Origin of the sequence: Miniphocaeibacter massiliensis (assembly GCF_900232905.1) — a bacterium.
In the GTDB taxonomy this organism is placed as follows: Bacteria; Bacillota; Clostridia; order Tissierellales; family Peptoniphilaceae; genus Miniphocaeibacter; species Miniphocaeibacter massiliensis.
In genome coordinates this window covers 226,009-251,331 of the sequence record NZ_OCTQ01000003.1, presented here as the reverse complement: position 1 = coordinate 251,331, position 25,323 = coordinate 226,009, and the positions used below count along the sequence as shown (strand labels likewise).

Here is a 25,323-nt window from a genome sequence, read left to right as displayed (position 1 = left end):
CTATTATTCAGCATTATTAGTTTCTTTGCTGTTTGTTTCAGAAGAATTAACTTCTGTTTCTTTTTTAGCTTCTGTCTCTTTTTTAGTGTCTTTTTTATTCTTTTCCTTATCCATCTTACTATAGTCAAAAGATTCTACAGCTTTTAACGCCTTCTTAAATTCCTTTGTTTGCATTGCTGAACCTTCATTAGATGAACTTGTTTCTGTGTCAACATCAGAATCCTCAATTTTATTACCTTTTGAATCAATATACTCAACTCCAATGTCTTTTATAGCTTTATCCATAAAATCTGAAACTTTATCATCTAAAATTGTTGATTCTATTTTAGTTTTTATATCATTTTTATAATCTTTATCTATTTCATCGATATTCTCAGCTTTAGAATTTAACCTAATAATATGGTATCCATACTCTGTTTCTACTAATTCTTTGCCTATTTCTCCTGCTTTCATTTCTGAAACAGCCTTGCTAAATGGTTCAACCATATCTCCATAAACAAAATAATTTAACTCTTGCCCCATTAACGCTGTATCTCCTACTGTTTTGGTAGCTTCTGAATTTACTTGGTCAAATTTAGCTTGGAATTCTAGCTTTCCTGAGTTAATTTCATCTAATCCCTTTTGTGCTTCTTCTTTTATTTTAGCTTTAACTGCACTATCCTCTATCATGCCACCTGTTTCATCTTGGAATGAATATAATATATGATCTGCATTATAAACTGGAAGATATTTTTCTTTATTTTTTTCTATTTCTTTTTTTAATTCCTTTTCTACTTCTTTATCAGATGGTTTTAATTCTTTTTCTATATCTTCATATACTTTTGTTATACATATCCTATTTTTCAAATCAGACCTTGCTTCTTTTTCAAATTCTTCTCTGTCTTTACCAGTATTTTCTAAGTATTTTTTTAATTCCTCTTCACCACCAGCATTTTCTATAGAAACATTATAAGCCTCATCTATTTCATCTTGTTTTACTTCTATGTTCCTCTCTTCTGCCAAAGCAATTAAAATCTTTTGATAAATTATTCCTTCTAGGGCATTAGCTCTAACTTCGCTTGCATATTTTTCCCCCTCTTCTGTAGATTCATCAAATTCTTCCATACCATTTTGTGCCATATTCTGCTTGTATCCTTCATTAACTTCATCTGCTGTAATATATTCTTTTCCTACTTTGGCTATAACATTATCTGGTTTTCCACAAGATGTTAAAGTAAACGAAAGTATAATTCCCAATGACAGTATTCTCAATATTTTTTTCTTCAAAATTTCCTCCTAATTTTACCAATTCTATTTATTAAAAGTATTTATAACTTTTAATAAATCAATTATTGGTTTTATATTCTTTTCCTTTATTTCAACAGATATAACAGGTATATCTGATAAATCAAAACTCATTTTACCTTTATAGTTTTCACTCATATATTCTAGTTCTTTGAAGTTTACTTCTTTTTTCTCACTATAAACTAAATTTATAAAGCTTGCCTTCTCATATATTCTAGAAAATCCAACTTTAGCAGCATATGACTTCATTAATGATATATCCATTATATTTTGAACCATCTTAGGAACATCTCCAAATCTATCAATTAACTCTTCTACTATTTCATCATAATCTTCTTCAGATGATATTGTTGCAATTTTTTTATACATATCTATTTTTTCATTTGAGTCATCTATATAACTTGAAGGTATGTATCCGTCCAACTTTATATCTATTTCTATCTCAGATTCTCTTACGATTTTTGTTTCTCCTTTAATTTCTCCAAGAGTCTCTTCTAATAGTTTAACATATAAATCATAACCTATAGAGGATATATATCCACTTTGGCTTTCACCAAGTATATTTCCTGCACCTCTTAGTTCTAAGTCTCTCATTGCTATTTTAAAACCTGAACCAAATTCTGTAAAATCCTTTATTGCCATTAATCTTTTTTCTGATATTTCTGATAGTGATTTATTTTCTTGATAAGTAAAATATGCAAAAGATGTTCTATCTCCTCTGCCTATTCTTCCTTTCAATTGATACAATTGTGAAAGTCCCATTCTATCTGCACCATATACTATCATAGTATTTACATTGGCAATATCAAGTCCTGTTTCAATTATTGTAGTACACAATAGTATGTCATATTCTCCATCTGTAAAATCTAACATTACACTTTCTAACTCTTTTTCCGTCATTCTACCATGGGCAATTGCAATTTTAGCATCTGGAACTAAGTTTAATAATTCCTCTCTTCTATCATCTATATCCTCGATTCTATTGTATACAAAGTATATTTGTCCACCTCTAGATATTTCCTTTTCTATGGCATCTCTTATTATTTGTTCATTATATTCTATTACATAAGTATTAATTGGAAATCTTTCTTCTGGAGGATCCTCTAATAGTGACATGTCTCTTATTCCTACAAGTCCCATTTGAAGTGTTCTAGGTATAGGTGTTGCTGATAAAGTTAGTACATCTATATTTTCACTTAGCTTTTTAAGTGTCTCTTTGTGTTTAACTCCAAACCTCTGTTCTTCATCTACTATTAAAAGTCCTAAATCTTTAAATTCTAATTTATTGGAAAGTATTTTATGGGTTCCTACAACAATGTCTATTAATCCTTTAGATGTATCTTTTAAAATTTTATTTTGCTCTTTTGCAGTTCTAAATCTAGATAGCATCTCTACTTTTATAGGATATTCTTTAAATCTTTCTACTATTGTATTGTAATGTTGCTGAGCTAAAATTGTTGTTGGAACTAAAAAAGCTACTTGTTTTCCATCCATAATTGCCTTAAATGCCGCTCTAATTGCTACTTCTGTTTTTCCATATCCAACATCTCCACAAAGTAGTCTATCCATTGGTTTTTCAGACTCCATATCTTGTTTTATCTCATCTATGCTCCTTAGTTGACTAGGAGTTTCTTCATATATAAAAGAGTCTTCAAATTCTTTTTGCCATTCTGTATCTTTTGAAAATTTATATCCTTTAACTTCTAACCTTTTTGCGTAAAGTTCTACAAGATCTTCGGCTATTTCTTCTATAGCTTTTTTTGCTCTATACTTAGTTTTTTGCCACTCTGTTCCACTTAATTTATTTATTTTAGGCTTTGCAACTTCTCCACCAATATATTTTTGAACTAAATTCATTTGATCTGTTGGTATAAATAACTTATCTTGTCCTCTATATTGAATAACTATATAATCTTTTTTTATACCTTGTACTTCAATTTGTTCTATACCTTTATATTGTCCAACTCCATGATTTTCATGAACAACAAAATCATCTACTACTAAATCTGAATAGTTTATAATATCTTGGGAGGTTTTTTTCCTAGCTTTCCTCTTTTTACTTTTTATTCTTTCTTTTCCATAAATTTCTTTATGAGTTAGGAATAAATATTTTAATTTATGATATTCAAATCCCCTTAGAAGTGATTTACTTACTATTACAACTTGTCCTGTCTTTATTTCCCCTTCAAAATTATCCCTTATTATAGGAGTAATTCCTTCTGCCTCAAATAATAATTTTAAAGAGTTACCCTTTTCTTCTGAATCTGCGAATATAACTATTTTATATCCATTATATAAGTTTTGTTCTATAGTTTCTATTAATGCTGTAATATTCCTATTAAAATTAGGAGCTTCCATAGATTCAATCTTTATATCTATTTCTGGATTTAAAAGCCTAGTTTTCTTTACTAATGCTGTAGAGTTTATAGCTATAAATTTTTTTATGTCTATTAAAATATCAGAAAAAGGCAATAAAATATTTTCATGACTTTCAAAAGCTTCACCTTTTTCCATTTTATATGTTAATTCTTCTAGTTTGAGATTTTGCATCTCGCTACTTCTGTCATATACTCTTGCTAAGTCCTCAACATATATTAAAGAATCTTCTGGTATATAATCAAACAAGTTTCCATAATCTGTATCCCTTAGATAAGGAGTAATTAAGTCCATATTTGATATGTGAAGTTCTTGCTCCATATGTTCTAAAATACCAACAAATTTTTCAGATAACTTTTCTTTATCTATCCCATACATAGTTCTATGTTCTATCTTATCTAAATCTTTACAAAGTCCGTCTATTATTTTTTTCCTCTGCTTATCATTTAGAATCAACTCTTTTGATGGTGGTATTATAAAATTATCTATGTTTTCTATTGAACGTTGGCTTGAAATATCAAATAACCTCATTGAATCTATCTCATCATCAAATAATTCAATTCTCACTGGATTATCCATTTGTATTGGATATATATCTAGTATTCCACCTCTAATGGCAAATTGTCCTTTACTTTCTATAGTATTTACTCTCTCATATTGTAAATAACTTAATCTCTCAGTAATTTCTTCTAAATTTATTAAATCTTCAATGTTTATTTTCAAACTTAATTTATTGAAATTTTTAACTGAGGATATCTTTCTTTGTAAAGCTAGTGGAGTTGTTACAGTTATAAATTTTTCTTTATTCATTAATCTATTTATAACTTTTAACCTGGTGTCTTCATCTTTATTTTCTAAACTAGAAATATTGTAATAATTTATATCGCTACTAGGATATATCTCTACTATATCTTTACCAAAGGAGGATATATTCTCATATAGATTTTTTACAGATAACTCATCCTCTAATATAACTACTATGTTCTTTCTTTTGTGTTCAAATAGTGAATAAATGAAATGTCCTATACTCTCTTTCACTAATCCATGCATGTAAATGGATTTTACTTTATTGTCTATTGCTTCTAATAAATCATTATATGAATTTAAATTCTTAAGCTGATCAGTTACATAGTTCATATTACTCCTCCTTTCTTAATATTAACTTAAAGAAGCTCAGATTTCTCTGAGCTAGGGGTATTATTATTTTGTTAAGCTATGATTTCTTCCGTTATACAAGTTCATGGCTTCTTCTATACTACTTTCTATACTTATTTCAACAGCTTTTGATACATCTTCTATCTCTTCTTGTAATATTTCTTTTTCATTATTTGAAAAATTGCTTAGCACAAAATCTGCTAAATCCATTTGTGGAATTTTTTTACCTACCGAAATTTTAAACCGCGGAAAGTTATCATCTCGTAAATGATAAATTATTGATTTTAATCCATTGTGTGTTCCTGCTGAGCCCTTTTTCTTTATTCTTATAGTTCCAAATGGAATATCTATATCATCACAAATAACTATTATATCTTCTACAAGAATATCATAATACTTTTTGCACTCCATTACAGCTATTCCTGAATTATTCATATATGTTAAGGGTTTCATTAGAATAACTTTTTCATTTCCTATTCTTCCTTCTCCATAAACAGAATTAAATTTGGATTTATTAATAGTTATATTATTATCATAAGCTATTTTATCAATAGCCATAAATCCAACATTATGTCTATTTCCTTCATATTTTTTTCCTGGATTACCTAATCCTACTACTAGTTTCAACTTAATTTTTCCTACTATCTCTTTCTTTTTTTCTTTCTACCCAACCTGGTATATTTCTTTGTTCACTTCTTTCTATGGAAAGTTCTCCTTTCCCAACATCTTTTGTAATAGTTGCTCCCGCTGCTATAAATCCTTCTTCTTCTATAGTTACAGGCGCTACTATATTTGCATTACTTCCTATAAATCCTCCATCTTTAACTATACTTCTATGTTTGAATTTACCATCGTAATTTACAAATATAACTCCACAACCTATATTTATATTTTTACCTAAGTCAGCATCCCCTATATACGCTAAATGTCCAGCTTTTGTATTTTCTCCTATATTTGCATTTTTCACTTCAACAAAATTTCCAATATGAACTTTTTTGTCTAATTTCGAATTCGGTCTTAGATGTGCAAAAGGTCCTATGTCTGTACCTTCTCCTACAAAACTGTTTTCTATAACTGAAGATTTTACTATTACTTCGTTTTCTATTATAGAATTATCAATTATAGTATCACCATAAATCAAACAATCTTCACCTATTACAGTCTTGCCTGTTAATCTAACCCCTGATCTTATTTCTGTATCTTTCCCTATAATTACAGAATCTTCTACAAAAATATTAGCTGGATTTTCCATTACAACACCATTTGCCATATGAGCTTCATTAATTCTTTTTCTTAGTACCTCTTGAGCTATTGATAATTGTAACTTTGAATTAATACCGTAAACTTCTTCTACATCATCTATTAGAAAAGTAGATATTTTATTACCTTCTTCTCTCATTATGCTAAATATGTCTGTTAGATACATTTCTCCTTGATTATTATTTTGATCTAATTTACTTATGCTATTTTTTAATGCATCTCCGTTTATCGCCATAAATCCAGAATTAAATTCTTTTATAAGCAATTGTTCTTCTGTACAGTCTTTATGTTCTACTATTTCAATTAAATTTCCATTATTATCTTTTATTATTCTACCATATCCAGTTGGGTCATCTATTTCAGCAGTAAGAACTGTTGCTGTATTTCCATTTTTATTATGATAATCCATGAATTTTTCTAAAGTATCTCCTTTAATTAAAGGAGTATCTCCTGTTAATATTAAAACTTTATCATTATCCTCTATTTCAGCTAGTGCTAAACTAACAGCATAGCCCGTTCCATAAGGGTATTCTTTTCCAATTTTTTGTTCTTTTATTAATATATCTTCATCTTTAAATAAGCTTTCTAAATCATTTTTATTCTTTCCAGCTATAACTATTTTCTTTTTTACATTTACACTATCACTTGCCTCAAGTACATAATTAATCATAGGTTTATTCATAAGTTTATGTAAAACTTTTGAATTCTTAGACTTCATTCTAGTTCCTTCACCTGCTGCAAGTATAATACATATATTCATTTTAGACCTCCATTGTCATGAATTACATTAATATTATACTATATTCGCTTACTTTATAAATACCAAATTAGCAAATTGTTAACCATTTACTTTGTGTAATTTCATTCGCGTGATATAATAAGCTTTGTTCAGGAGGAATATATGTTTAATTTTAATTTGAATGATAAAAATATAAAAAAAATCCACTTTATAGGAATAGGTGGAGTAAGTATGAGTGGAATAGCACAGCTTTTAGCATTCCACAATTTTGAAGTTTCTGGGTCTGATAGAGATGATTCTGATACATTAGATAAACTGAGAAGTTATGGAATAAAAATTTATGTAGGACAAAAAAAAGAAAATATAGATAATCCCGATTTAATTATATATACAGATGCAATTTTACCAGATAATGAAGAACTTATCGCTGCTCAAAATACTGGTGCTCCTTGTGTTACTAGAGGTGTATTCTTAGGTGCATTAATGAGAAATTACAAGTACTCTATAGGTGTTTCTGGTTCTCATGGTAAATCAACTACAACAAGTATGATAGCTAAAATACTAGTTAGTTCTGAAGTTGATCCTTCTATATTACTTGGTGGTAAATTAGACGAAATAGATGGTAATGTACATTGTGGTGTAAGTGATTACCTTTTAACTGAAGCTTGCGAGTTCAAAGCTAATATTTTAAATTATTATCCTTCACTTGCAATAATTTTAAACATTGACGAAGATCATTTAGATTTTTACAAAGATATTAACCATATTGTAAGCACTTTTATTGGTTATATGAAAAATTTAGACGAAAATGCAAAAGCTCTAATAAACATAGATGACGAAAATTGCTTACCTTTATTAGACCATATCAAAGGAGATGCTTTAACTTTTGGTATAGAAAATGATAAAGCTGTTTACAATGTGACAAATATCTCTTTTGATGAAATTGGACATCCAAGATTTGATATTGTTAGTAATAGAAATAATTTTGGAATCAACCACTTTGAATTAAATATAATAGGTAGATATAACATCTATAATTCTGCTGCTGCAATTATTGCCGCATTTGAATCAGGAATAGATTTAAAAACTATAACCGAAAATATAAATTCATATCAAAACCTTCATAGAAGAATGGAGGTTGTTGGTAACTACAATGATGCTATTATTATGACTGATTATGGTCATCACCCTGTAGAAATACAAGCTACTTTATCCGCTTTAGGTGAGCATAAAAAAGAAAAATTAATTTGTGTTTTCCAACCTCATACTTATAGTAGAACTAAACATTTGTTAGATGATTTTGCAAATTCTTTCTATGATGCTGATGAAGTAATAGTAACTGAAATTTATGCTGCAAGAGAAAACTTTGACCCTACAATACATTCAATAGATTTAGTTGAAAAGCTTAGAAAAAATGGTGTAAATGCCATATATTTAAAGACTTTTGAAGAAGCTAAAGAATATATACAAAAAGATGTAAAAAGCCAAGATGTAGTTTTAACTACTGGTTGTGGAAATCCAGATGTTTTAGCAAGAATGATTGTAGAATAAACTAGAAAGAGGTAAAGTATGATTTATTTAAATTGTGATTATGCAGATGGTGTTCATCCAAATGTTTTAAGCAAATTATCAGAAACTAATGATATGCAAACCGGAGTATATGGTCTAGACGAATTTTCTTACGCTGCTAAGCAACAAATTAAAGACCTATGTAATAACCAAGATATGGATATTTATTTTATTTCAGGTGGAACTCAAACAAATATCACCGCTATATCTGCCGCTTTAATGCATTATCAAGCGGTTATTTCTGCAGATACTGGCCACATAAACACTCATGAATGTGGAGCCGTTGAAAATAGTGGTTATAAAATACTAACTTTACCAAATCATGATGGCAAACTTATTCCATCTGATATAAAAGCAATGATAGAAGCCCATCATGTTCAAGGAATGGCTAGAATTCATGATGTTCAACCAAAAATGGTTTATATTTCAAATTCAACTGAATTTGGAACTATCTATACAAAAAGAGAATTAGAAGATTTATATAATTTATGTCAAGATTTAAATTTACTTTTATATATTGACGGAGCTAGACTTGGTTATGCTCTGTCTGCTGAAAATAATGATGTGGACTTAGAGTTTATAGCTAGTCATTGTGATATGTTCTATATAGGAGGTACAAAACTAGGAGCTATGTACGGAGAAGCTCTTGTTGTTGTGAATCCTAAGTTGAGAGTTGATTTTCAATACAATTTAAAATTAAGAGGCGCTCTACTTGCTAAAGGAAGATTTATGGGCGTGCAATTCTCTGAATTATTTAGAGATAATTTATATTTTAACTTGGCTAAAAACGCAAATTATTTAGCTACAAAAATAAGAAAAGCTCTTGTGGAAAAAGGATATAAATTAACAGTTAATTCGCCTACTAATTTAACTTTTGCTGTAATTGAAGATAAAAAACTAAATGAATTATCAAAAGATTTTAGTTTTGAAATAATGTCTCAATATGATAGCAACCATAAAGAAATAAGAATAGCTACTGGTTGGAATACTAAAGAAGAATACGTTGATCAACTTATAGATAAATTATAAAAAGCTCGCAAATGCGAGCTTTTTTTATATTCCATATATTTCTAATTCTTCCTTATTTAAATATCTACTATAAACATCTACAAAAGAATCATCTATTTGTATATTTTCTTTTATTTCAAAATAATCTAATATTGAAATAAGTTCAAATATTTTTGAATCTCTGCTGTTTGCATTTAATCTTTCAACATATAATTCAACTTGTTCTTTTATTTCGTCTATATTTTTAGATTTTACAATTATTACAGATTCTTCAATAATATCTAAACAATCCACTAAATTTTTCAATAATATTTTTACACTATATTTTTTTTCCATTTCTATCTCCTCTTCCATTCAAGGAATTATTATATACTAACTTAAATAATTTGTGAATAGTATATTTACTATCTTTTTCAAAAAAATTATTTAGTTTGTTTTTTATTACCATTTTATAAAAAATTCTTTTATAGTACAATTAATATTTACATGGAGGTTTTATTATGCGAAGAAAAGATAGAGAGATAGTAGGAGTAGATAACTTTTCCAATATCGCTAAAGAAGGAGATGTGCTATTATTAGCTTTTAATGGTGATGAATTCCCTTACATACTCCCTCTTAACTACGGTTGTGAATTAAAAGATAATACTTTATTTTTATATTTCCATAGTGCACTGGAAGGCAATAAGTATAATTATCTATATGACGGAGCTAATATTTCTTTTGAGATAGATTGTAAACATGAATTAGTTGTTAATGATAAAAATAAATGTTCACTATCTATGAAATATAAATCTATTATTGGTAAAGGTACTATTAAAGAATTAAAAACCAAAGATGAAATTATACCTGCTTTAGATTTAATTGTTTCACAATATTTAGTAAGTAACGCACCTTATAATGATGCTATTTTAAATAAAACTAGAGTTTTTCAAATACAAACTTTTGATATAATTGGTAAAGCTCAAGTATAATTATATTATAAAAAGGAGATTTTATGAGAAAAGCAGATAGAGAAGTTCTAGGTTTAAAAAACATGTTGAATATAGCTGAGCAAGGAGACGCATTAATATTGGCTTTTGCTAATGACGACTTTCCTTATATATTGCCTGTTAATTATGGCTGTGAAATAAAGAATAATACTTTATATTTTTATTTCCATGGAGCAATTAAAGGTACTAAATATCAATATATTTATGATGGCGCTAAAGTTTCTTTTGAGGTAGACTGTAATCATGAGCTTTTAATCGTCTATGAAAAAGGTTACTGTTCAATGACCTATGATTCTATTATAGGCAAAGGAATAATTGAAGAAGTCACAAATTATGATGAAAAATTCAGAGCTTTAGAACTGCTGGTTAATCATTACCATAAAAATGATGACTTTAAATTTAATCCTACCGCAATGAATAGAACTAAAACTTTTAAAATACAAGTAATTGATATTAAAGGCAAATCTAAAAAGTAAATTCATGTAAATGGAGAAATTATGAAAAATTTTTTTAAATTCATTACTAGTAGAATGTTTTTTATAGGATTAATTTTCCTATTTCAAATAGCTCTGGTTTATGAAGCGTATGTTATATTAAGGGACAAGTTTTTTCTTTTCTATGTATTAAACTTAATTCTAGGAATTATACTAGCAATTCATATAATTAACAAAGATACAAATCCCGCATATAAAATAGCTTGGTTAATACCTATTTTTGTATTTCCTGTGTTCGGATCAATTATATACTTGTTTTTTGCACAAAATAGATTTGTTGCAAATATAAGAATGTCTATGGCAACAACTGTATCTTCTTTTCATTATTTAATGTCTAAACACGAAAATATATTAGATGAAATTTCAAATGTAGACTCTTACATGCAAAGTAGGTATATAGAAAGATATGCCAACTTTCCAGTATATAAAAATACAAAACCTACATATTTTCCTACTGGTGAAGATTTTTTCCAAGAACTATTAAAAGATTTGAAAAATGCAAAGAAATTTATTTTCTTAGAATTTTTTATTATTGAAGAAGGATACATGTGGGAATCTATTCTTGAAATCTTAGAAGAAAAGGCTAAATCTGGAGTAGATGTTAGCTTGATTTACGATGATTTTGGCTGCATGTCAAAATTACCCAGAAAATATGATAATTTTCTTCGTAGTAAAGGCATAAAATGTTGTGTATTTAACCCTATTAAACTTATTGTCATGCCAAAACATAATAATAGAGATCACAGAAAGATTGTGGTTATAGACGGAACTATCGGTTATACTGGTGGGGCTAATTTAGCTGATGAGTACATTAATAAAATTGAAAAATTTGGTCGTTGGAAAGATAGTGCTGTAAAGTTATATGGACAAGCTGTTTGGAGTTTAACTATAATGTTTTTAGCTATGTGGAATTCCCTTACAGATGACGACTTGGTTTTTGAAGATTATTTACTTGAGGTTGATGATCATTTATTGATAGATAGAAAAGAAAATGGTTATATCCAACCTTTTTCAGATACTCCATTAGATTCAGAACCCACAGGTGAAGTTGTATATCTTAATATAATAAATAAGGCTAAAGATTATATTTATATTACTACACCTTACTTAGTACTCTCAAACGAGATATTAATGTCTCTTTGTAACGCTGCTAAATGTGGTATAGATGTTAGAATTTTAACACCTCATATTCCAGATAAGAAGTCTGTCTTCTATGTTACTAGAAGCTACTATGAGCAATTACTTTCTGCTGGTGTAAAAATATATGAATATACTCCTGGGTTTATGCATGCTAAGAATGTAGTAACAGATGATAATATTGCAGTTGTAGGAACTATTAATGTTGATTTCAGAAGTTTATACCTTCATTTTGAAGATGCAGTTTGGTTTTACAACTCTTCAATAGTTAATGATGTAAAAAAAGACTTTTTAGAAACTATTAAAATATCTGAACAGCAAACCTTGCATAAAGTTAAAAATACAAGTTTTATAAAAAAATTAATAATGTCAGTATTAAAAGTTTTTGCACCTATAATGTAGAGGGAAATATATGAAAAAAAGATATAATATTATAGATTTTATTAGAGGATTTGCAATAGTAAATATGATACTTTATCATTTATTTTATGATTTAGTATATATTTTTGATGAGAATTTTTCTTTCTTCCCATCTACTTTCAGTAGTATTTGGCAAAACTTAATTGCTATGACTTTTATAATAACCTCTGGTATAGCTTATAATTTTGGAAAGAAAAATTCTCGTAAATTTTTATATTTAATAATTTGTTCTGCTATTTTATCAACCTATACTTTTTTCTTTATGAAAAATGAATTTATAGCTTTTGGAATTATTCATTTTTTTGCTTTTGCAACGTTAATATTACTTTTAATTGATAGTGTTTTAAAGCATATAAATTCTTACCTAGGGCTTATTGTTTCACTGTTGTTATTTGCTTCAACTAAGTTTATTGCAAATGGATATATTTATATTTTCACAAATAAATACATACTGCCTAGAACATTATATGATTCAAAAGCATTTTTTTGGTTAGGCTTTCCTAGTGATAATTTTGTTTCATCAGACTATTACCCACTTATACCTTGGTTTTTCTTGTTTATTGCAGGATTTTTTATAGGAAGAATTTTTTTATCAAAAAAACCTACCTTGAAAAAGAAAAGTTTAAATCCTATTTGCTTCATTGGTAGGCATAGTTTATTAATTTATATGGCTCATCAGCCTATAATATATATGACGTTATCATTTATCTATAAAAAACCTTTATATTAAGTAAAAAAGCCTCCTAATTTATTGGAGGCTTCTAATTTATTATATCTTTTATTCTTCAAAATAGTCTTCTGATATTAAACCATAACATACTGCATCAACTATTCCAGAATTATTCCAATCTGCTTGTTTCAAAGTTCCTTCATACTTTAACCCACTTTTTTTCATAACTATTCCAGAACCTGGATTATTAGGATCATGCAAAGATTCTATTCTATTAACTTCTACTTCTTCAAATAAAAATTTTATTATTCTTTGGAAAGCTTCAGTCATAATTCCATTATTCCACCAAGCTCTTCCCAATGCATAACCTATGTGAACTTTTTCTGTTTTTTTATCTAATTCTATAACACCAATCATTCCTATTGGTTCATTAATCTCTTTTAATACTATTGTCCAATGGTACACTTGATTACTATTATATTCCTCAATCCATGAGCTTATTATTTCTAGAGACTCTTCAACTGACTTATGATTTTCCCAGCGTAAATATTTCGTAACTTCGTCGTCGCTCATCCAATTTTCAAAGGCATATTTAGCATCTTCTTTAGTTATTCTCCTAAGTAATAACCTTTCAGTTTCCAGTTCAACAGTTCCTAAATGATTCATATCCAACCTCCTTTTAATATCTAATTATACTACAATTATTTTAAATTATCTTTTAGTACTATAATAAAATTGTTGAAATTATTTTCATCAGTATAATATATTTCGCCATTATGCTTGTCTATTATCTTTTTAGATATGGACAAACCTAAACCTAGACCCCCTGAACTTACTCTTGCTTTATCTCCTCTTGTAAATGGATAAAATAAATTTTTCTGTAAATCTATATCTATGATATCCCCGTCATCTCTTATTTTAAAATATACATTACTATTTTCTTTATAGAGTGAAATTTCAAACATTTTTCCATTATTATATTTTATTTGATTTTCTATCAAATTATTTAATACTCTTTTTATTAAATTAGGTTCTATGTTTAAATAAATATCTTTTTCTTGAATATCTAAATTAGTTTCTAAACCTTTATTTTCTAAATCTGTATAATATTCAGATATCACTTTTCTAACTATTTCTGAAAAATTTACATATTCTAAATTTATTTTATATTCATGGCTATCCAACTTCAAAAGATTGTTCATCTCATCTACCAGATAACTTATTCTAGATGATTTTTTATCTATAATTTCGTAATAATCATTTTTATCTTTTTCATCTACTAGATTATCTTTTAGTGCTATTGAATATGATTTTATTGTAGATATTGGAGTTTTTATATCGTGAGATAAATCTAGTAATAATCTATTTTTTTCTTCTTCCTTCTGTATCCTATTATTCTCTTCTCTTTCAAGTTTTAAAATCATTTCGTTAAAATTATCTTTTAATTCATTTAATTCATTTTTAGAATAAAAATCTATGTGTATGTTTTTTTCACCAGACTTTACTTTATCCATTCCATCCAAAATTTTATAAATAGGTTCTTTTATTTTAGTTGAGATGTTTTTACTCATTAAGTAAATTATTAATACATATAATCCTAAAAATACAATTATACCAATCTCTGTAAAATATTTTTTTATAGGATTTAAATTATATGAAATGTCAATTCTATCTTTTTCAACTACTATTAAATATCTTTCACCATCTATTTCTTCCATAGTTGTCATATACTTATTATCTGAATTAGAATAACTCAACATTTTTTCCAATTCTTTCTCTGTATACTTACTTTTACTATTCTTCTTACTTCCTACAACTTCTCTAACTTCATTATCGCTATCTATTTTTTCTATCCAGCCATTAAGTCTGTCTATGATAAAGCGTTCGTTAAATTCACCTTCTTGGGTTATAAATTCACTCGTATGATTTATATTCAACCCCATTTTCATGAATCCACCATATATCAATATAACTGTCATTACTATAAATGCTAGAATTAATAATAGTGTAAATTTAATAAAACTTCCAAGTAATTCTTTAAATAAAGTTTTTTTCTTATTCATTTTTATCTACCAATTTATATCCTAATCCTTTTATTGTTTTTATAATCTCTTTATTTCTGTCTCCAATTTTATTTCGTAGTCTACTAATATGAACCATTACAGTATTTTCATCATTCATGTATTCATCTTCCCAAACATATGAAAATATCTGCTCTTTAGTAAAAATTCTATTAGGATTTTCCATTAATAAAGTTATTATTTTGAACTCTGTAAAAGTTAGTTCTACTTCTTTATCTATAAAATAGAATTCTCCTGTGCCTTTATTTATTTTTAAATCTCCAATTATTAATTCCAATTTTTCATTTTTATTTGAAATTTCATAATTTCTTCTAAGTTGTGCTCTTACTCTAGCAACTACTTCCATAGGATTATATGGCTTTGTTATATAATCATCAGCACCTAAATCCAACCCTATTATTTTGTCGTAATCTTGACTTCTAGCAGTTAACATAATTACTGGAACTTGACTTTCTTCTCTAATTTTTTGTAGAACTTTTATACCATCAACTTCTGGCATCATAATGTCCAAAACAATTAAGTCTGCTTCTTTAAATTTTTCCAAAGCTTCTTTTCCATCTTTTGCCTTAATAATTTTCCAACTTTCTCTTTTAAAATAAAGTTCTAATACTTCTAATAACTCTATTTCATCATCTGCTACTAAAATTTTGTATTTCATTTTTTATTTCCTCGTTTTGTATTTACTATATTAATGATATTACAAATTCTATATTTTATCTAAAAAAGGTATTAGTTATATAACTAATACCTTTTAATCGTTTTTCCTTTTACATAATGGTAGTACCACAATGGCTATAATAATAGCAATTACCAAATAAATTATTATTTTATAATCTAATTTATTATTAAATAAATAATTTTCTCCAAAATTTAAACTATCTTCTATGTTTGGTGAAATACTTAATAAAATATTTATTACTTTAGAAAGTATCCCTTCTGTCATATTACTTAAACTTTCTAATAAATTATGCATACTTCCCAAAATTGTGAATATTACTCCAAATATAACCCCCAAAACAAATCCGCCAATATTTGAGATAGTTGTGCTTAGAACTGAAATAAATATTATTCCCAAAGCTGATATGAAAAATAATACAACCAATTTTAGTAAATTTACATCACTCTTATATTTTATTGCAACAATTACTACTGGTATGTAAATAATTAGGTAATACATTATGGATGAAAATACATTTCCTAACATCATGTTAAGATGGTATACTGGCTGTTTTATACCTCTTATATAAACTAAATGATTTCTCGAACTTTCATATTCACTCGGTATTGAACCTGCTGAAATAAATGTTGCTATTATACAACCAAAAAACACAATTATTGAGAGTAGTATTGGAAACACTTCCTTAAAACCATTAATTGGCTTTCCATTTATTAATATAGATTCTGGAGAATAAAATAAGAAACTTAATATTAATGCTAAAATTCCTACTATTATAAAATTTTTTGAACTTAAATTCTTTCTTGCTATTATTTTAGCTATGCTCATATCTTCCAACCCTTTCTATAAATATCTCATCTAAAGATTTACTAGTTTTTCCTTTTTCCCATTCGAACACAGTACTGCCTTTATCCATAATTATTCCTCTATCACATGTTCTTTCTATATCATTTAATATATGTGAATTAATTATTATGGTTTTCCCTCGTCTTTTTAGATCTATTATTAAGTCCATCACTACATTTCTTCCTATAACATCTAAGTCCGATGTTGGTTCATCTAAAATTAAAATTTCCGGATTACCAAGTAGTGACTGTGCTATAGACAACCTCTGCCTCATGCCTTTTGAATATCCTTTTATCTTTGTTTTATTATTTTCTAACCCTATCAAATCCATAACTCGTAAAATTTCTGTTTTTATATCTTTTCTAGGTATTTTTTGTAACTCACAATAATATTTTAGATGTTCAAATCCTGTCAACATTCCATAAAAGTTAGGTCTTTCTGGAGAATATCCAACTCTTTGTTTTTTCTCCCAAAAAATATCTCCTGAAGTTTTTTTAGTAAGACCTAAAATCATTTTTATAGTTGTGGTTTTTCCAGCTCCGTTGCTTCCTAAAATGGCAAAAACTTCACCATTATTTATCTTAAATGTTATTCCATCAACCACATTTCTATCTCCGTACTTTTTTACTAATTTTTTACATTCTATCATACTGCTCCTCCTAGTTGTTTTCCTTTCCTTTAACTACATATTACAATTTCAAGTTAAATATAATTTATATTTAAGCTTAAGATAACCTTAAGATTAACTATAGTGTATAATTCTAAAAGAACTTATATATGCTCTAGGAGGTTTTTATGAAAATATGTTATTGGCTAATAGAAGAAAATGACGATGAAAATTATTGGAATAGGTTAAGTAAACTAGATACTGAAACAAATTATATTCTTTTTGAACCAAAAGAAAGACCTAAAAATTTGGAGTTAATAAAAAATAACATTTTAAAAGTTAAAAATAATGTTAATTTTATTTTACTTGCAACTATTAATGAAAAAATTGTAAGCTATATCTCTTTAAACAGAGATATGTTAAATAAAATAAAACATATTGGTTATATTGTTATAGGTGTTCTAAAGGACTATAGAGGTTTAGGAATAGGATCAAATTTATTTAACGAACTCGAACTTTGGGCAAGAAACAATAAAATTACAAAACTAGAATTAACGGTTATATGTGAAAATACCATTGCTAAAAATCTTTATGATAGTAAAGGTTTTATTGTTGAAGGTGTTAAGAAAAACTCCGTCTTTATGAACAACAAATATTATGATGAATACTATATGGGAAAAGTTTTAAAATAAAAAAAGAGAAAGTTAACTTTCTCTTTCAAATATTATTTCATAGCCTAAGTAAGAATTTACCCCTGACTTTTCATTAAACACTTCTACCACTTGATTTAATTTCCAGCCATTTTCTCCTTCTTTTATAATTATATCCTTACATTTTTCAAAAGTATCTCCTGGTTTTATATTAAACCCTTTATCTCTTTCTACTCTTATAAATTTATATTCATATTTCTTCACTATAAGCTCCTACTTATCTATCTAGTTTTTTAACAACATATTATATTCAATGACAAGCCATATACTACTGGAATCTTAAATCTTCTGCTTCAAAATCAACATAAGTAAATTGTGGTTCTATTACCATATCACCTTTCCTATTTATATAGCCCCATTTATCTTCTATATATACAGCTGCTAAACCCCTTTCTGAAAAATTATCGGCCATTTCAAATTGAGGTTCTATAATAATTTCACCTTTTTCATCTATATATCCACATTTACTATCTAAGTTTACAACTGCTAAACCGTTACTAAAATTAAATGCATAATCGAATTGTGGTTTTATTACCATATCACCTGTTTTATCTATATACCCTTGCTTACTATAATTTTCTTCATCAGTTCCTAAATCATCAGATACTGCTAATCCATTTTCTCCAAAAAAAGATGACCATCTTTCAGTTGGAGTTATTATATAATCTCCCTTTTTATTTACATATCCATACTTTGTGGTATCTTCTTCATATATCATAACCCATGCTAACCCATTATTTGAAAAATTATGCGCTTCTTCAAACTGAGGATTTATTACAAACTTTCCTTTATCATTTATGTATCCTAGATGTTTTTCATAATTATCGTCATTATACTCCTCATACCCTGCTACTGCTAATCCACTTTGATTAAAATCTTCTGCATAGTCAAATTGTGGCTCTATTGTATATTTCCCATTTTTATCAATATATCCATACTTTTGATTAGATAATACTCTTGCAACACCAATTTCTGTAAAATCACTTGCGTATTCATATTGAGGATTTATTACTATCTCTCCTTTTTTATTTATGTACCCCCATTTATCTCCTATGGCTACAGCTGCTAACTCATTTTCAAAATTATATGCATCATCAAATTGTGGTTCTATTACGTATTCTCCTTCAGAATTAATATATCCATATTTTATTTCTTCATTTTCTTTTATACTAACTACTGCTAATCCACTTTCGTTGAAATTTTTAGCATTAAAGTACTTTGGATTTATAACATAATCCCCTTCTTCATTTATATAACCCCATTTATCTCCTATGCTAACTGCTAGTAATAACTCTTCATTATTTTTAATAATACTCCCTTTTTGATTACTTTTACATGCTACTATCAACCCTGTTAAACTAAATAATAAAATCAATAATATTCTTTTTTTCATATAAAATAACCCTTCCTTTATTAAAAAACTGTATAATATACTCCATTATTCTATTTCTCTGTTTTTAAATCAAATCCTTGTCTAACTACTGAATTTAAGATTTTTGCTCTACTTTCCAAAGTATTTTCTAGTCTACTTATTACTTGCCTACTAAAACTATCTACTCTTTTGTTTGCTTCTCTCAAATCATAGTATGTTTGCATTTCTTCATCATATTCTTTTATTTCTTCTTTGTAATTATCAAATGCTTTGTATTCATTTTCAAATAATCTTAAATTCATGTCCATTCTAGGCTTTAATTGAGGTTCTTGATTTGGATATCCAAAAGCAACTCCCAAAACTGGAAATGTTAGTTTAGGAAGATTAAGAATGTCTATTATTTCATTGGTGTCATTTAATATTGAACCTAAATAAACTGCTCCCAATTTTTCCGATTCTATTGCATTTGTAAGATTTTGTGCTGCTAGTACTGCATCTGTCCACCCTTGAAAAAACCTATCCATATCATGGCTTTCAGTAAACTCTTTTCCAGAAATCTCTTCTGCTATTTTGTTATTTCTATATGCATCTACAATAAATATAAACAACTCTGGAGCTCTTGCCACATACTCTTGTCCACAAACTTTTGAAATTTTATCTTTTACTTCCTTATCTGTTACTCTTATTACAGAGCAAGTTTGCATTCCTGTACTACTTGCTGTTCTTTGAATCACCTCTACAAATTTCTCCAATAAATCCTTTGGTACTTCTTTTTCTTTAAATTCTCTAATTGTTCTGTGATTTAATTGACATTTTATTGTATTATTCATAATCTCCTCCTCATTTTATAACTTTATTTCAAATCCTACTCCTACTTCATTAAATTCAAAATATTTTAATATTTCAGCTTTTATTTTGAGTGATGTACAATGGCTTGGGTAAACTGAGTCTATTTTGTTTTTTCTAAAGTATTCTATTGTTTTCTTGCCTCTTTCATCTAATTCAAATAAATGAAAGCCTCCTATAACTCCTGCTACTTTATCCTCTTTTGTAACTTTTTTTGCATGTTCTATAATATTGCAAATTCCACTATGTGAGCACCCTGTTATAATGAATATTCCAATATTTGTTTTACAACAAATCGCTGAATCATCTAGCATATAATCATCTATCCATTCTCCATTTACATTTTTCTTACCCAACACTCTTCTTTTTTCAAAATCGTTATATGCTGGTATTTCTCCCAGAAATATGCAATTTTCTGATATTTTATATGCTTCTTTAGTCGGTTTGAAGTTTACCTTATCGTCTATTTCTTCTAAACTAAAAGGAGCTCCACAAATTTCAGAACCCGACTTTTTATTATAGAAAGTATCAACATGTGATATTAGTTCTATATTAGAAATATCCATATAATTATCTAGGTATTTTAGACCTCCTGTATGGTCATCATGACCATGAGATAGTACAATATTAGTTATCTCTTTTAAATTTACATTTAATTTCTCTGCATTTGTAATAAATATGTCTGAATAACCTGTATCAAATAGTATTCTTTTATCATCTATTTCTATATAAAAACTTGCTCCTGGCTCTCCATAGCAATAATGATCTATGTATGTGTTATTGTCCACCAATACCTGTAGTTTCATTTCTCCTCCTTGAAATTACATCTATATACATTATTGTACTACAATATGCTTCTTATGTATTAATATATACTTTTATAAATAACAATTAATTTTTACTACTATATTTTTATAATTTAATGGTATACTAGCTCTTGTAGTTATTAATATAAAATACTTTATGTTATATTTTGTAATTGTTGAATATTATAACTTTTACTTAGGAGGAAAAATGAAATACATACCCAATATAATATCTATTTTTAGAATTATATTAATACCTTTTTTTGTTTTTCAAATGATAAATGGAAATACATTAAATGCTGGATTAATACTTATTTTTTCAGGTTTTACAGATTTTATTGATGGATATTTAGCTAGAAAATTTAACTGGATTACAGACTTTGGAAAAGTTTTAGATCCTGCTGCAGACAAATTGACACAAGCTGCTGTATCTTTGACACTTGCTTATATATTAAGGCAATATTGGTATTTCTTTGCTATCATGATTTTCAAAGATTTAGGTATGATTATAATTGGTAGTTATCTTATGAAAAATAACGTTAAAATTGAAGGTGCAAAAATTTTCGGAAAAGTTTCTACTTTTGTTTACTATATAGGAATGACTTTGATAGTATTAATTCCTTCTATGCCTAAAAATATTATTTTTATAATACTTTGTACTGCTACAATTTGTGCGATTATTGCAGCATTATTTTACATCCCTGAGTTTAAAAGATATAGAAAAAACATGAAAAATTAACTTTCACTTTATGATATAATTATTTTATAATTTGGAGGTATATTTTATGAGAAAATCATGGGATGAATATTTTATAGATTTAGCTCAAAGTGTTGCTGATAGAGGAACTTGTGATAGAGCATACGTTGGTTGTGTGCTAGTCAACAAAGATAATAGAATTGTTTCTACTGGATATAATGGTTCTGTTGCTGGAAATCCTCATTGTGATGAAATAGGACATACAATGAGAGATGGACATTGCATAGCTACAATTCATGCTGAAATGAATGCATTATTGTATTGTGCAAAGGAAGGCATTTCAGTTAAAGATTGTAAATGTTATGTTACTCATTTTCCGTGTCTAAACTGTACCAAAGCATTAATTCAAGCAGGAATTTCAAAAATATACTACTTAAATGGATATAGAATAGATGATTATGCAATTGAACTTTTGGAAAAAAACGGAATAGAATATATACCTATCCTAAAAAAATAAACTCCAGATTCTGGAGTTTATTTTACTATGCTTTTAAGATTTTTAAATTCATCTGAGATTTTTTCTTTAATGTCTTTAAGTTTTTCTTTTCTAGCTCCCTTTCTTTCTTCTCTCATCTTCCTTTTAGTTTCTTTCTCTAATTCTTCTTGTAATTCTTTAGCTTTTTCTACTTCGTATTGAACTTCACTAGCATCAAATCTTACTATTTCAGCATTATATTTATTTAACATTTCATTTATTTCAGTTAATTCATCTTCTTCTATTAATGCTATTATAGCTATCTCATCATTATCTAATATTTTGCAAACTCTTTCTAATAAACTCATATCTTCTGTCTCATCGGACGCGTCCTTTGCACTCCCTATTAATGCACCTAAACTTCCCCATAGCAAAAATCCTATAGGACCACTAAATATTCCAACTATACCTCCTAGTATTCCACCTAAGATAGTATCATCATTTGTATCTTTTCCTGAATCATATATATCTTCTATTTCTAATTTATTGTCTTTTCTTAGAGCAAGTACCATTTGATTTATAAAGTATTTTTCACTAGCACTTTTATTACTCAAGGTTATAAACGCCTCATACCCTTCACTCCTTACTGAAAACTTAGCCAATAGTACATTGTATTTCATGGTTTTTCCTCCTAATTTGTTTCTTAATTCTTTTATACCCTGATTTATATACTTTTCTTAGGTTACATGTTATTTTTATATTAATAATATTAATTTCATAGATTAATTTTAATATAATAATTGACTTTTGCACTTTAATATAATACTATTCTTAGTAATATATTTTTATAATTCTTCAAAGGAGGGGGTAAATATGGAACATACAATTTCTGTTATAGTTGAAAATAAATCTGGGGTACTTACTCGTGTCTCTGGACTTTTCTCTAGACGTGGTTATAATATTGAAAGTTTAGCTGTTGGCGAAACAGATGTTCCTGGAATTTCCAGAATGACAATTGTAGTTAATGGTGATGAGCGAATTATTGAACAGGTAGAAAAACAACTCTACAAGCTTATAGATGTAATCAAAGTCATTCATTTAACAGATGAAGAATTCGTAGAAAGAGAGCTAGTTTTAATTAAATTAAGCGTTAGCAAAAGTACTAGAACTGAAATATTACAAGTTGTTGACATATTTAGAGCCAAAGTTATTGATATGAATGTTAGTTCTTTTGTAATTGAAGCTACTGGAACAACAAGTAAAATATCTGCCTTAGAAAAGGCTTTGCGACCTTATGGCATCCGAGAAATAGTTAGAACTGGTATGGTTGCTCTTTCAAGAGGAGCTAAAAAAAGTAAGGGGGTATCCATAAGATGAAAATAACTGGAGCACAAGCTGTTATAAAATCCTTAGAAAAACAAAATGTTAAATGTATATATGGCTATCCTGGTGGTGCTGTAATTCCACTTTATGATGAACTTCTGAATACTGATATAGAGCATATTTTGGTTAGAGAAGAACAATCCGCTGCCCACGCTGCCAGTGGTCAATCTCGTTCAACTAACACTGTTGGTGTATGTTTAGCAACTTCAGGTCCAGGAGCTACAAATTTAGTTACTGGTATTGCAACTGCTTTTATGGATTCTGTACCATTAATCGCTATTACTGGGCAGGTTGCAACTTCTATGGTTGGTACTGATGCTTTTCAAGAAGTTGATATAACTGGTATAACTTTGCCTATCGTTAAACATAGTTATTTGGTAAAAGACGCTTCAGAAATACCTCAAATTTTTGAAAATGCATTTCATATTGCAAACACAGGACGAAAAGGGCCTGTATTAATTGATATTCCAAAAGACATACAATTGTCTGAATTTGAATATACAGAGCCTACAAAGCCTAATTTAATGGGATATAGTCCTAATTATGAACCTAATATAAAGCAAGTTGAAAGAATTAAAAATATATTAGAAAAATCTAAAAAACCTGTATTTCTAATTGGTGGTGGTTCAGTTTATTCTAAATGTTTTTCCGAATTAGAAGAATTATTTCATAAAGTCAAAGCTCCTATATTGACTACTTTAATGGGTAAGGCAGCTATTAACAATTACATTGATAACTATTTTGGTATGTTAGGACTACACGGAACAGCAGCTGCAAATTACGCCATTAACGAATGTGATTTAATTATTAGTTTAGGGGCTAGATTTGATGATAGAGCTACGATGATTACAGATAACTTTGCTCCAAAAGCCACAATTGTTCATGTAGATATAGACCCTGCTGAACTAGGAAAAAACATAAAAACCCATTATCCTGTAGTTTCTGATATAAAGAATTTTCTAGATGAATTTAATCCTATAATTGACGATTTGATTTTTTCGGAATGGATAGATGATGTACGAAAATTGGATAAAAAATATCCTATGACTTATGACAATACTGTACTTAATCCACCAATAGTTATAGAAAGACTTTCTGAAAAAACAAATGGAGAAGCTTTTGTTTGTACAGAAGTGGGACAGCATCAAATGTTTACTGCTCAGTTCTATAATTTTTCAAAGCCAGGTAGATTCATTACTTCAGGTGGACTTGGTACTATGGGGTATGGACTTCCAGCTTCTATAGGAGTTGCTAAAGCAAATCCTGATGAAATAGTTATAAATGTATGCGGAGATGGATCTTTACAAATGAATTTTGCCGAAATAGCTACTGCTTTAGAACAAAATTTACCTATAAAGGTATTTTTATTCAATAATTCATCATTGAATTTAGTTCGACAGCTTCAATATTTTAGCAGTAATAAAAGATATAGTGGTATAGAATTTACTTGTAACCCTGATTTTTGCAAATTAGTAGAATCTTACCCGAATACTGAAGCTTATAAAATAAATGATATTTCTGAAATAGATGAAATAATTGATAAAGCTTTAAATAATAATAAGTTTACATTAGTAGAAATTAATACTCAAACTACTGAAATAGTATATCCTGTTGCATCTGCTAAAATAGGAATAAAAAAATTAGACTATTTTGGAGGAAAAGAAATATTATATTAATTAGAGGGAATTCCCTCTAATTTTTTTGTATTTTCTCACCCTTGCTT

The 25,323-nt window shown here is 27.7% G+C and carries 26 protein-coding genes; 11 read left to right on the top strand and 15 right to left on the bottom strand.

Annotation, left to right across the window (positions count from 1 at the left end):
* Positions 1-3 precede the first annotated feature (3 nt).
* The 4 genes from CS899_RS07465 to glmU all read right to left on the bottom strand — a co-directional run bounded on the left by CS899_RS07465 (position 4) and on the right by glmU (position 6,835).
* Positions 4-1,266: a SurA N-terminal domain-containing protein gene (locus CS899_RS07465; protein ID WP_100065562.1), complete on the bottom strand. Its 1,263-nt coding sequence runs from the start codon at positions 1,264-1,266 to the stop codon at positions 4-6.
* 24 nt (positions 1,267-1,290) lie between these two features.
* On the bottom strand, positions 1,291-4,797 hold the full coding sequence (mfd, locus tag CS899_RS07460; RefSeq protein WP_100065561.1) for a transcription-repair coupling factor: 3,507 nt from the start codon (positions 4,795-4,797) through the stop codon (positions 1,291-1,293).
* A 63-nt stretch (positions 4,798-4,860) separates the two neighbouring features.
* Positions 4,861-5,442 (bottom strand): aminoacyl-tRNA hydrolase, encoded by a 582-nt coding sequence (gene pth, locus CS899_RS07455; RefSeq protein WP_100065560.1) that lies wholly within the window; start codon positions 5,440-5,442, stop codon positions 4,861-4,863.
* 1 nt (position 5,443) lies between these two features.
* On the bottom strand, positions 5,444-6,835 hold the full coding sequence (gene glmU / locus CS899_RS07450; protein ID WP_100065559.1) for a bifunctional UDP-N-acetylglucosamine diphosphorylase/glucosamine-1-phosphate N-acetyltransferase GlmU: 1,392 nt from the start codon (positions 6,833-6,835) through the stop codon (positions 5,444-5,446).
* A gap of 141 nt (positions 6,836-6,976) precedes the next feature.
* Between glmU and murC the strand changes: the two genes are divergently transcribed.
* Entirely contained in the window at positions 6,977-8,365 is a 1,389-nt protein-coding gene (gene murC / locus CS899_RS07445; RefSeq protein WP_100065558.1) for a UDP-N-acetylmuramate--L-alanine ligase, read from the top strand.
* Between the two features lie 18 nt (positions 8,366-8,383).
* Positions 8,384-9,412 (top strand): threonine aldolase family protein, encoded by a 1,029-nt coding sequence (locus CS899_RS07440; protein WP_100065557.1) that lies wholly within the window; start codon positions 8,384-8,386, stop codon positions 9,410-9,412.
* Positions 9,413-9,436: 24 nt separating this feature from the next.
* Here the strand turns inward: CS899_RS07440 and CS899_RS07435 are convergent, their stop codons facing one another.
* Positions 9,437-9,727, bottom strand: coding sequence for a hypothetical protein (locus CS899_RS07435; protein ID WP_100065556.1), 291 nt, complete (start codon positions 9,725-9,727; stop codon positions 9,437-9,439).
* A gap of 164 nt (positions 9,728-9,891) precedes the next feature.
* Between CS899_RS07435 and CS899_RS07430 the strand changes: the two genes are divergently transcribed.
* Genes CS899_RS07430 through CS899_RS07415 form a run of 4 tightly spaced genes read left to right on the top strand, consistent with a single transcriptional unit; the run spans position 9,892 to position 13,161 of the window.
* A complete protein-coding gene (locus CS899_RS07430; RefSeq protein ID WP_100065555.1) occupies positions 9,892-10,362 on the top strand; it encodes a pyridoxamine 5'-phosphate oxidase family protein in 471 nt (156 codons plus the stop codon).
* A 23-nt stretch (positions 10,363-10,385) separates the two neighbouring features.
* Positions 10,386-10,856 (top strand): pyridoxamine 5'-phosphate oxidase family protein, encoded by a 471-nt coding sequence (locus tag CS899_RS07425; RefSeq protein ID WP_100065554.1) that lies wholly within the window; start codon positions 10,386-10,388, stop codon positions 10,854-10,856.
* A gap of 21 nt (positions 10,857-10,877) precedes the next feature.
* Positions 10,878-12,413, top strand: coding sequence for a cardiolipin synthase (gene cls / locus CS899_RS07420; protein WP_100065553.1), 1,536 nt, complete (start codon positions 10,878-10,880; stop codon positions 12,411-12,413).
* Between the two features lie 10 nt (positions 12,414-12,423).
* Entirely contained in the window at positions 12,424-13,161 is a 738-nt protein-coding gene (locus tag CS899_RS07415) for a heparan-alpha-glucosaminide N-acetyltransferase (protein WP_100065552.1), read from the top strand.
* Between the two features lie 48 nt (positions 13,162-13,209).
* Here CS899_RS07415 and CS899_RS07410 read toward each other — a convergent pair whose 3' ends face one another.
* The 5 genes from CS899_RS07410 to CS899_RS07390 all read right to left on the bottom strand — a co-directional run bounded on the left by CS899_RS07410 (position 13,210) and on the right by CS899_RS07390 (position 17,353).
* Positions 13,210-13,767, bottom strand: a complete 558-nt coding sequence (locus CS899_RS07410; RefSeq protein WP_100065551.1) for a GNAT family N-acetyltransferase — start codon at positions 13,765-13,767, stop codon at positions 13,210-13,212.
* 35 nt (positions 13,768-13,802) lie between these two features.
* Complete coding sequence (locus tag CS899_RS07405) at positions 13,803-15,164, bottom strand: HAMP domain-containing sensor histidine kinase (RefSeq protein ID WP_100065550.1); 1,362 nt, start codon at positions 15,162-15,164, stop codon at positions 13,803-13,805.
* Positions 15,157-15,840 carry a response regulator transcription factor gene (locus tag CS899_RS07400; RefSeq protein ID WP_100065549.1) on the bottom strand — a complete coding sequence of 228 codons (684 nt, stop codon included), beginning with the start codon at positions 15,838-15,840 and terminating at the stop codon, positions 15,157-15,159. The genes CS899_RS07405 and CS899_RS07400 overlap by 8 nt, the downstream gene beginning before the upstream one ends.
* Positions 15,841-15,933: 93 nt before the next feature.
* Positions 15,934-16,686: a hypothetical protein gene (locus tag CS899_RS07395; protein ID WP_100065548.1), complete on the bottom strand. Its 753-nt coding sequence runs from the start codon at positions 16,684-16,686 to the stop codon at positions 15,934-15,936.
* Positions 16,673-17,353 (bottom strand): ABC transporter ATP-binding protein, encoded by a 681-nt coding sequence (locus tag CS899_RS07390; RefSeq protein WP_100065547.1) that lies wholly within the window; start codon positions 17,351-17,353, stop codon positions 16,673-16,675. Before CS899_RS07390 ends, CS899_RS07395 begins: the two co-directional genes overlap by 14 nt.
* Before the next feature lie 146 nt (positions 17,354-17,499).
* On the opposite strand from CS899_RS07390, the gene CS899_RS07385 reads away from it, so the two are divergent.
* On the top strand, positions 17,500-18,003 hold the full coding sequence (locus tag CS899_RS07385) for a GNAT family N-acetyltransferase (protein WP_100065546.1): 504 nt from the start codon (positions 17,500-17,502) through the stop codon (positions 18,001-18,003).
* A 12-nt stretch (positions 18,004-18,015) separates the two neighbouring features.
* Here the strand turns inward: CS899_RS07385 and CS899_RS07380 are convergent, their stop codons facing one another.
* From CS899_RS07380 to CS899_RS07365, 4 genes are all read right to left on the bottom strand, one after another.
* Positions 18,016-18,225, bottom strand: a complete 210-nt coding sequence (locus CS899_RS07380; RefSeq protein WP_100065545.1) for a DUF4177 domain-containing protein — start codon at positions 18,223-18,225, stop codon at positions 18,016-18,018.
* Between the two features lie 64 nt (positions 18,226-18,289).
* Complete coding sequence (locus CS899_RS07375) at positions 18,290-19,414, bottom strand: WG repeat-containing protein (RefSeq protein ID WP_100065544.1); 1,125 nt, start codon at positions 19,412-19,414, stop codon at positions 18,290-18,292.
* Positions 19,415-19,464: 50 nt separating this feature from the next.
* Complete coding sequence (locus CS899_RS07370) at positions 19,465-20,223, bottom strand: NADPH-dependent oxidoreductase (RefSeq protein WP_100065543.1); 759 nt, start codon at positions 20,221-20,223, stop codon at positions 19,465-19,467.
* Between the two features lie 15 nt (positions 20,224-20,238).
* Positions 20,239-21,045, bottom strand: coding sequence for an MBL fold metallo-hydrolase (locus CS899_RS07365; protein WP_100065542.1), 807 nt, complete (start codon positions 21,043-21,045; stop codon positions 20,239-20,241).
* Between the two features lie 208 nt (positions 21,046-21,253).
* Between CS899_RS07365 and CS899_RS07360 the strand changes: the two genes are divergently transcribed.
* Together CS899_RS07360 and CS899_RS07355 are read left to right on the top strand one after the other, a co-directional pair.
* The gene (locus tag CS899_RS07360; RefSeq protein WP_164995887.1) at positions 21,254-21,784 is read left to right on the top strand and encodes a CDP-alcohol phosphatidyltransferase family protein; all 531 of its coding nucleotides are present in this window, start codon (positions 21,254-21,256) and stop codon (positions 21,782-21,784) included.
* A gap of 46 nt (positions 21,785-21,830) precedes the next feature.
* Positions 21,831-22,259, top strand: a complete 429-nt coding sequence (locus CS899_RS07355) for a deoxycytidylate deaminase (protein ID WP_100065540.1) — start codon at positions 21,831-21,833, stop codon at positions 22,257-22,259.
* Positions 22,260-22,276: 17 nt separating this feature from the next.
* Here the strand turns inward: CS899_RS07355 and CS899_RS07350 are convergent, their stop codons facing one another.
* Positions 22,277-22,897 (bottom strand): DUF1269 domain-containing protein, encoded by a 621-nt coding sequence (locus CS899_RS07350; protein WP_100065539.1) that lies wholly within the window; start codon positions 22,895-22,897, stop codon positions 22,277-22,279.
* A 193-nt stretch (positions 22,898-23,090) separates the two neighbouring features.
* Here CS899_RS07350 and ilvN point away from each other — a divergent pair, with 193 nt between their 5' ends.
* Positions 23,091-23,594, top strand: a complete 504-nt coding sequence (gene ilvN, locus CS899_RS07345) for an acetolactate synthase small subunit (RefSeq protein WP_100065538.1) — start codon at positions 23,091-23,093, stop codon at positions 23,592-23,594.
* Positions 23,591-25,276, top strand: coding sequence for a biosynthetic-type acetolactate synthase large subunit (gene ilvB, locus CS899_RS07340; protein WP_100065537.1), 1,686 nt, complete (start codon positions 23,591-23,593; stop codon positions 25,274-25,276). Before ilvN ends, ilvB begins: the two co-directional genes overlap by 4 nt.
* Positions 25,277-25,323: the final 47 nt, after the last annotated feature.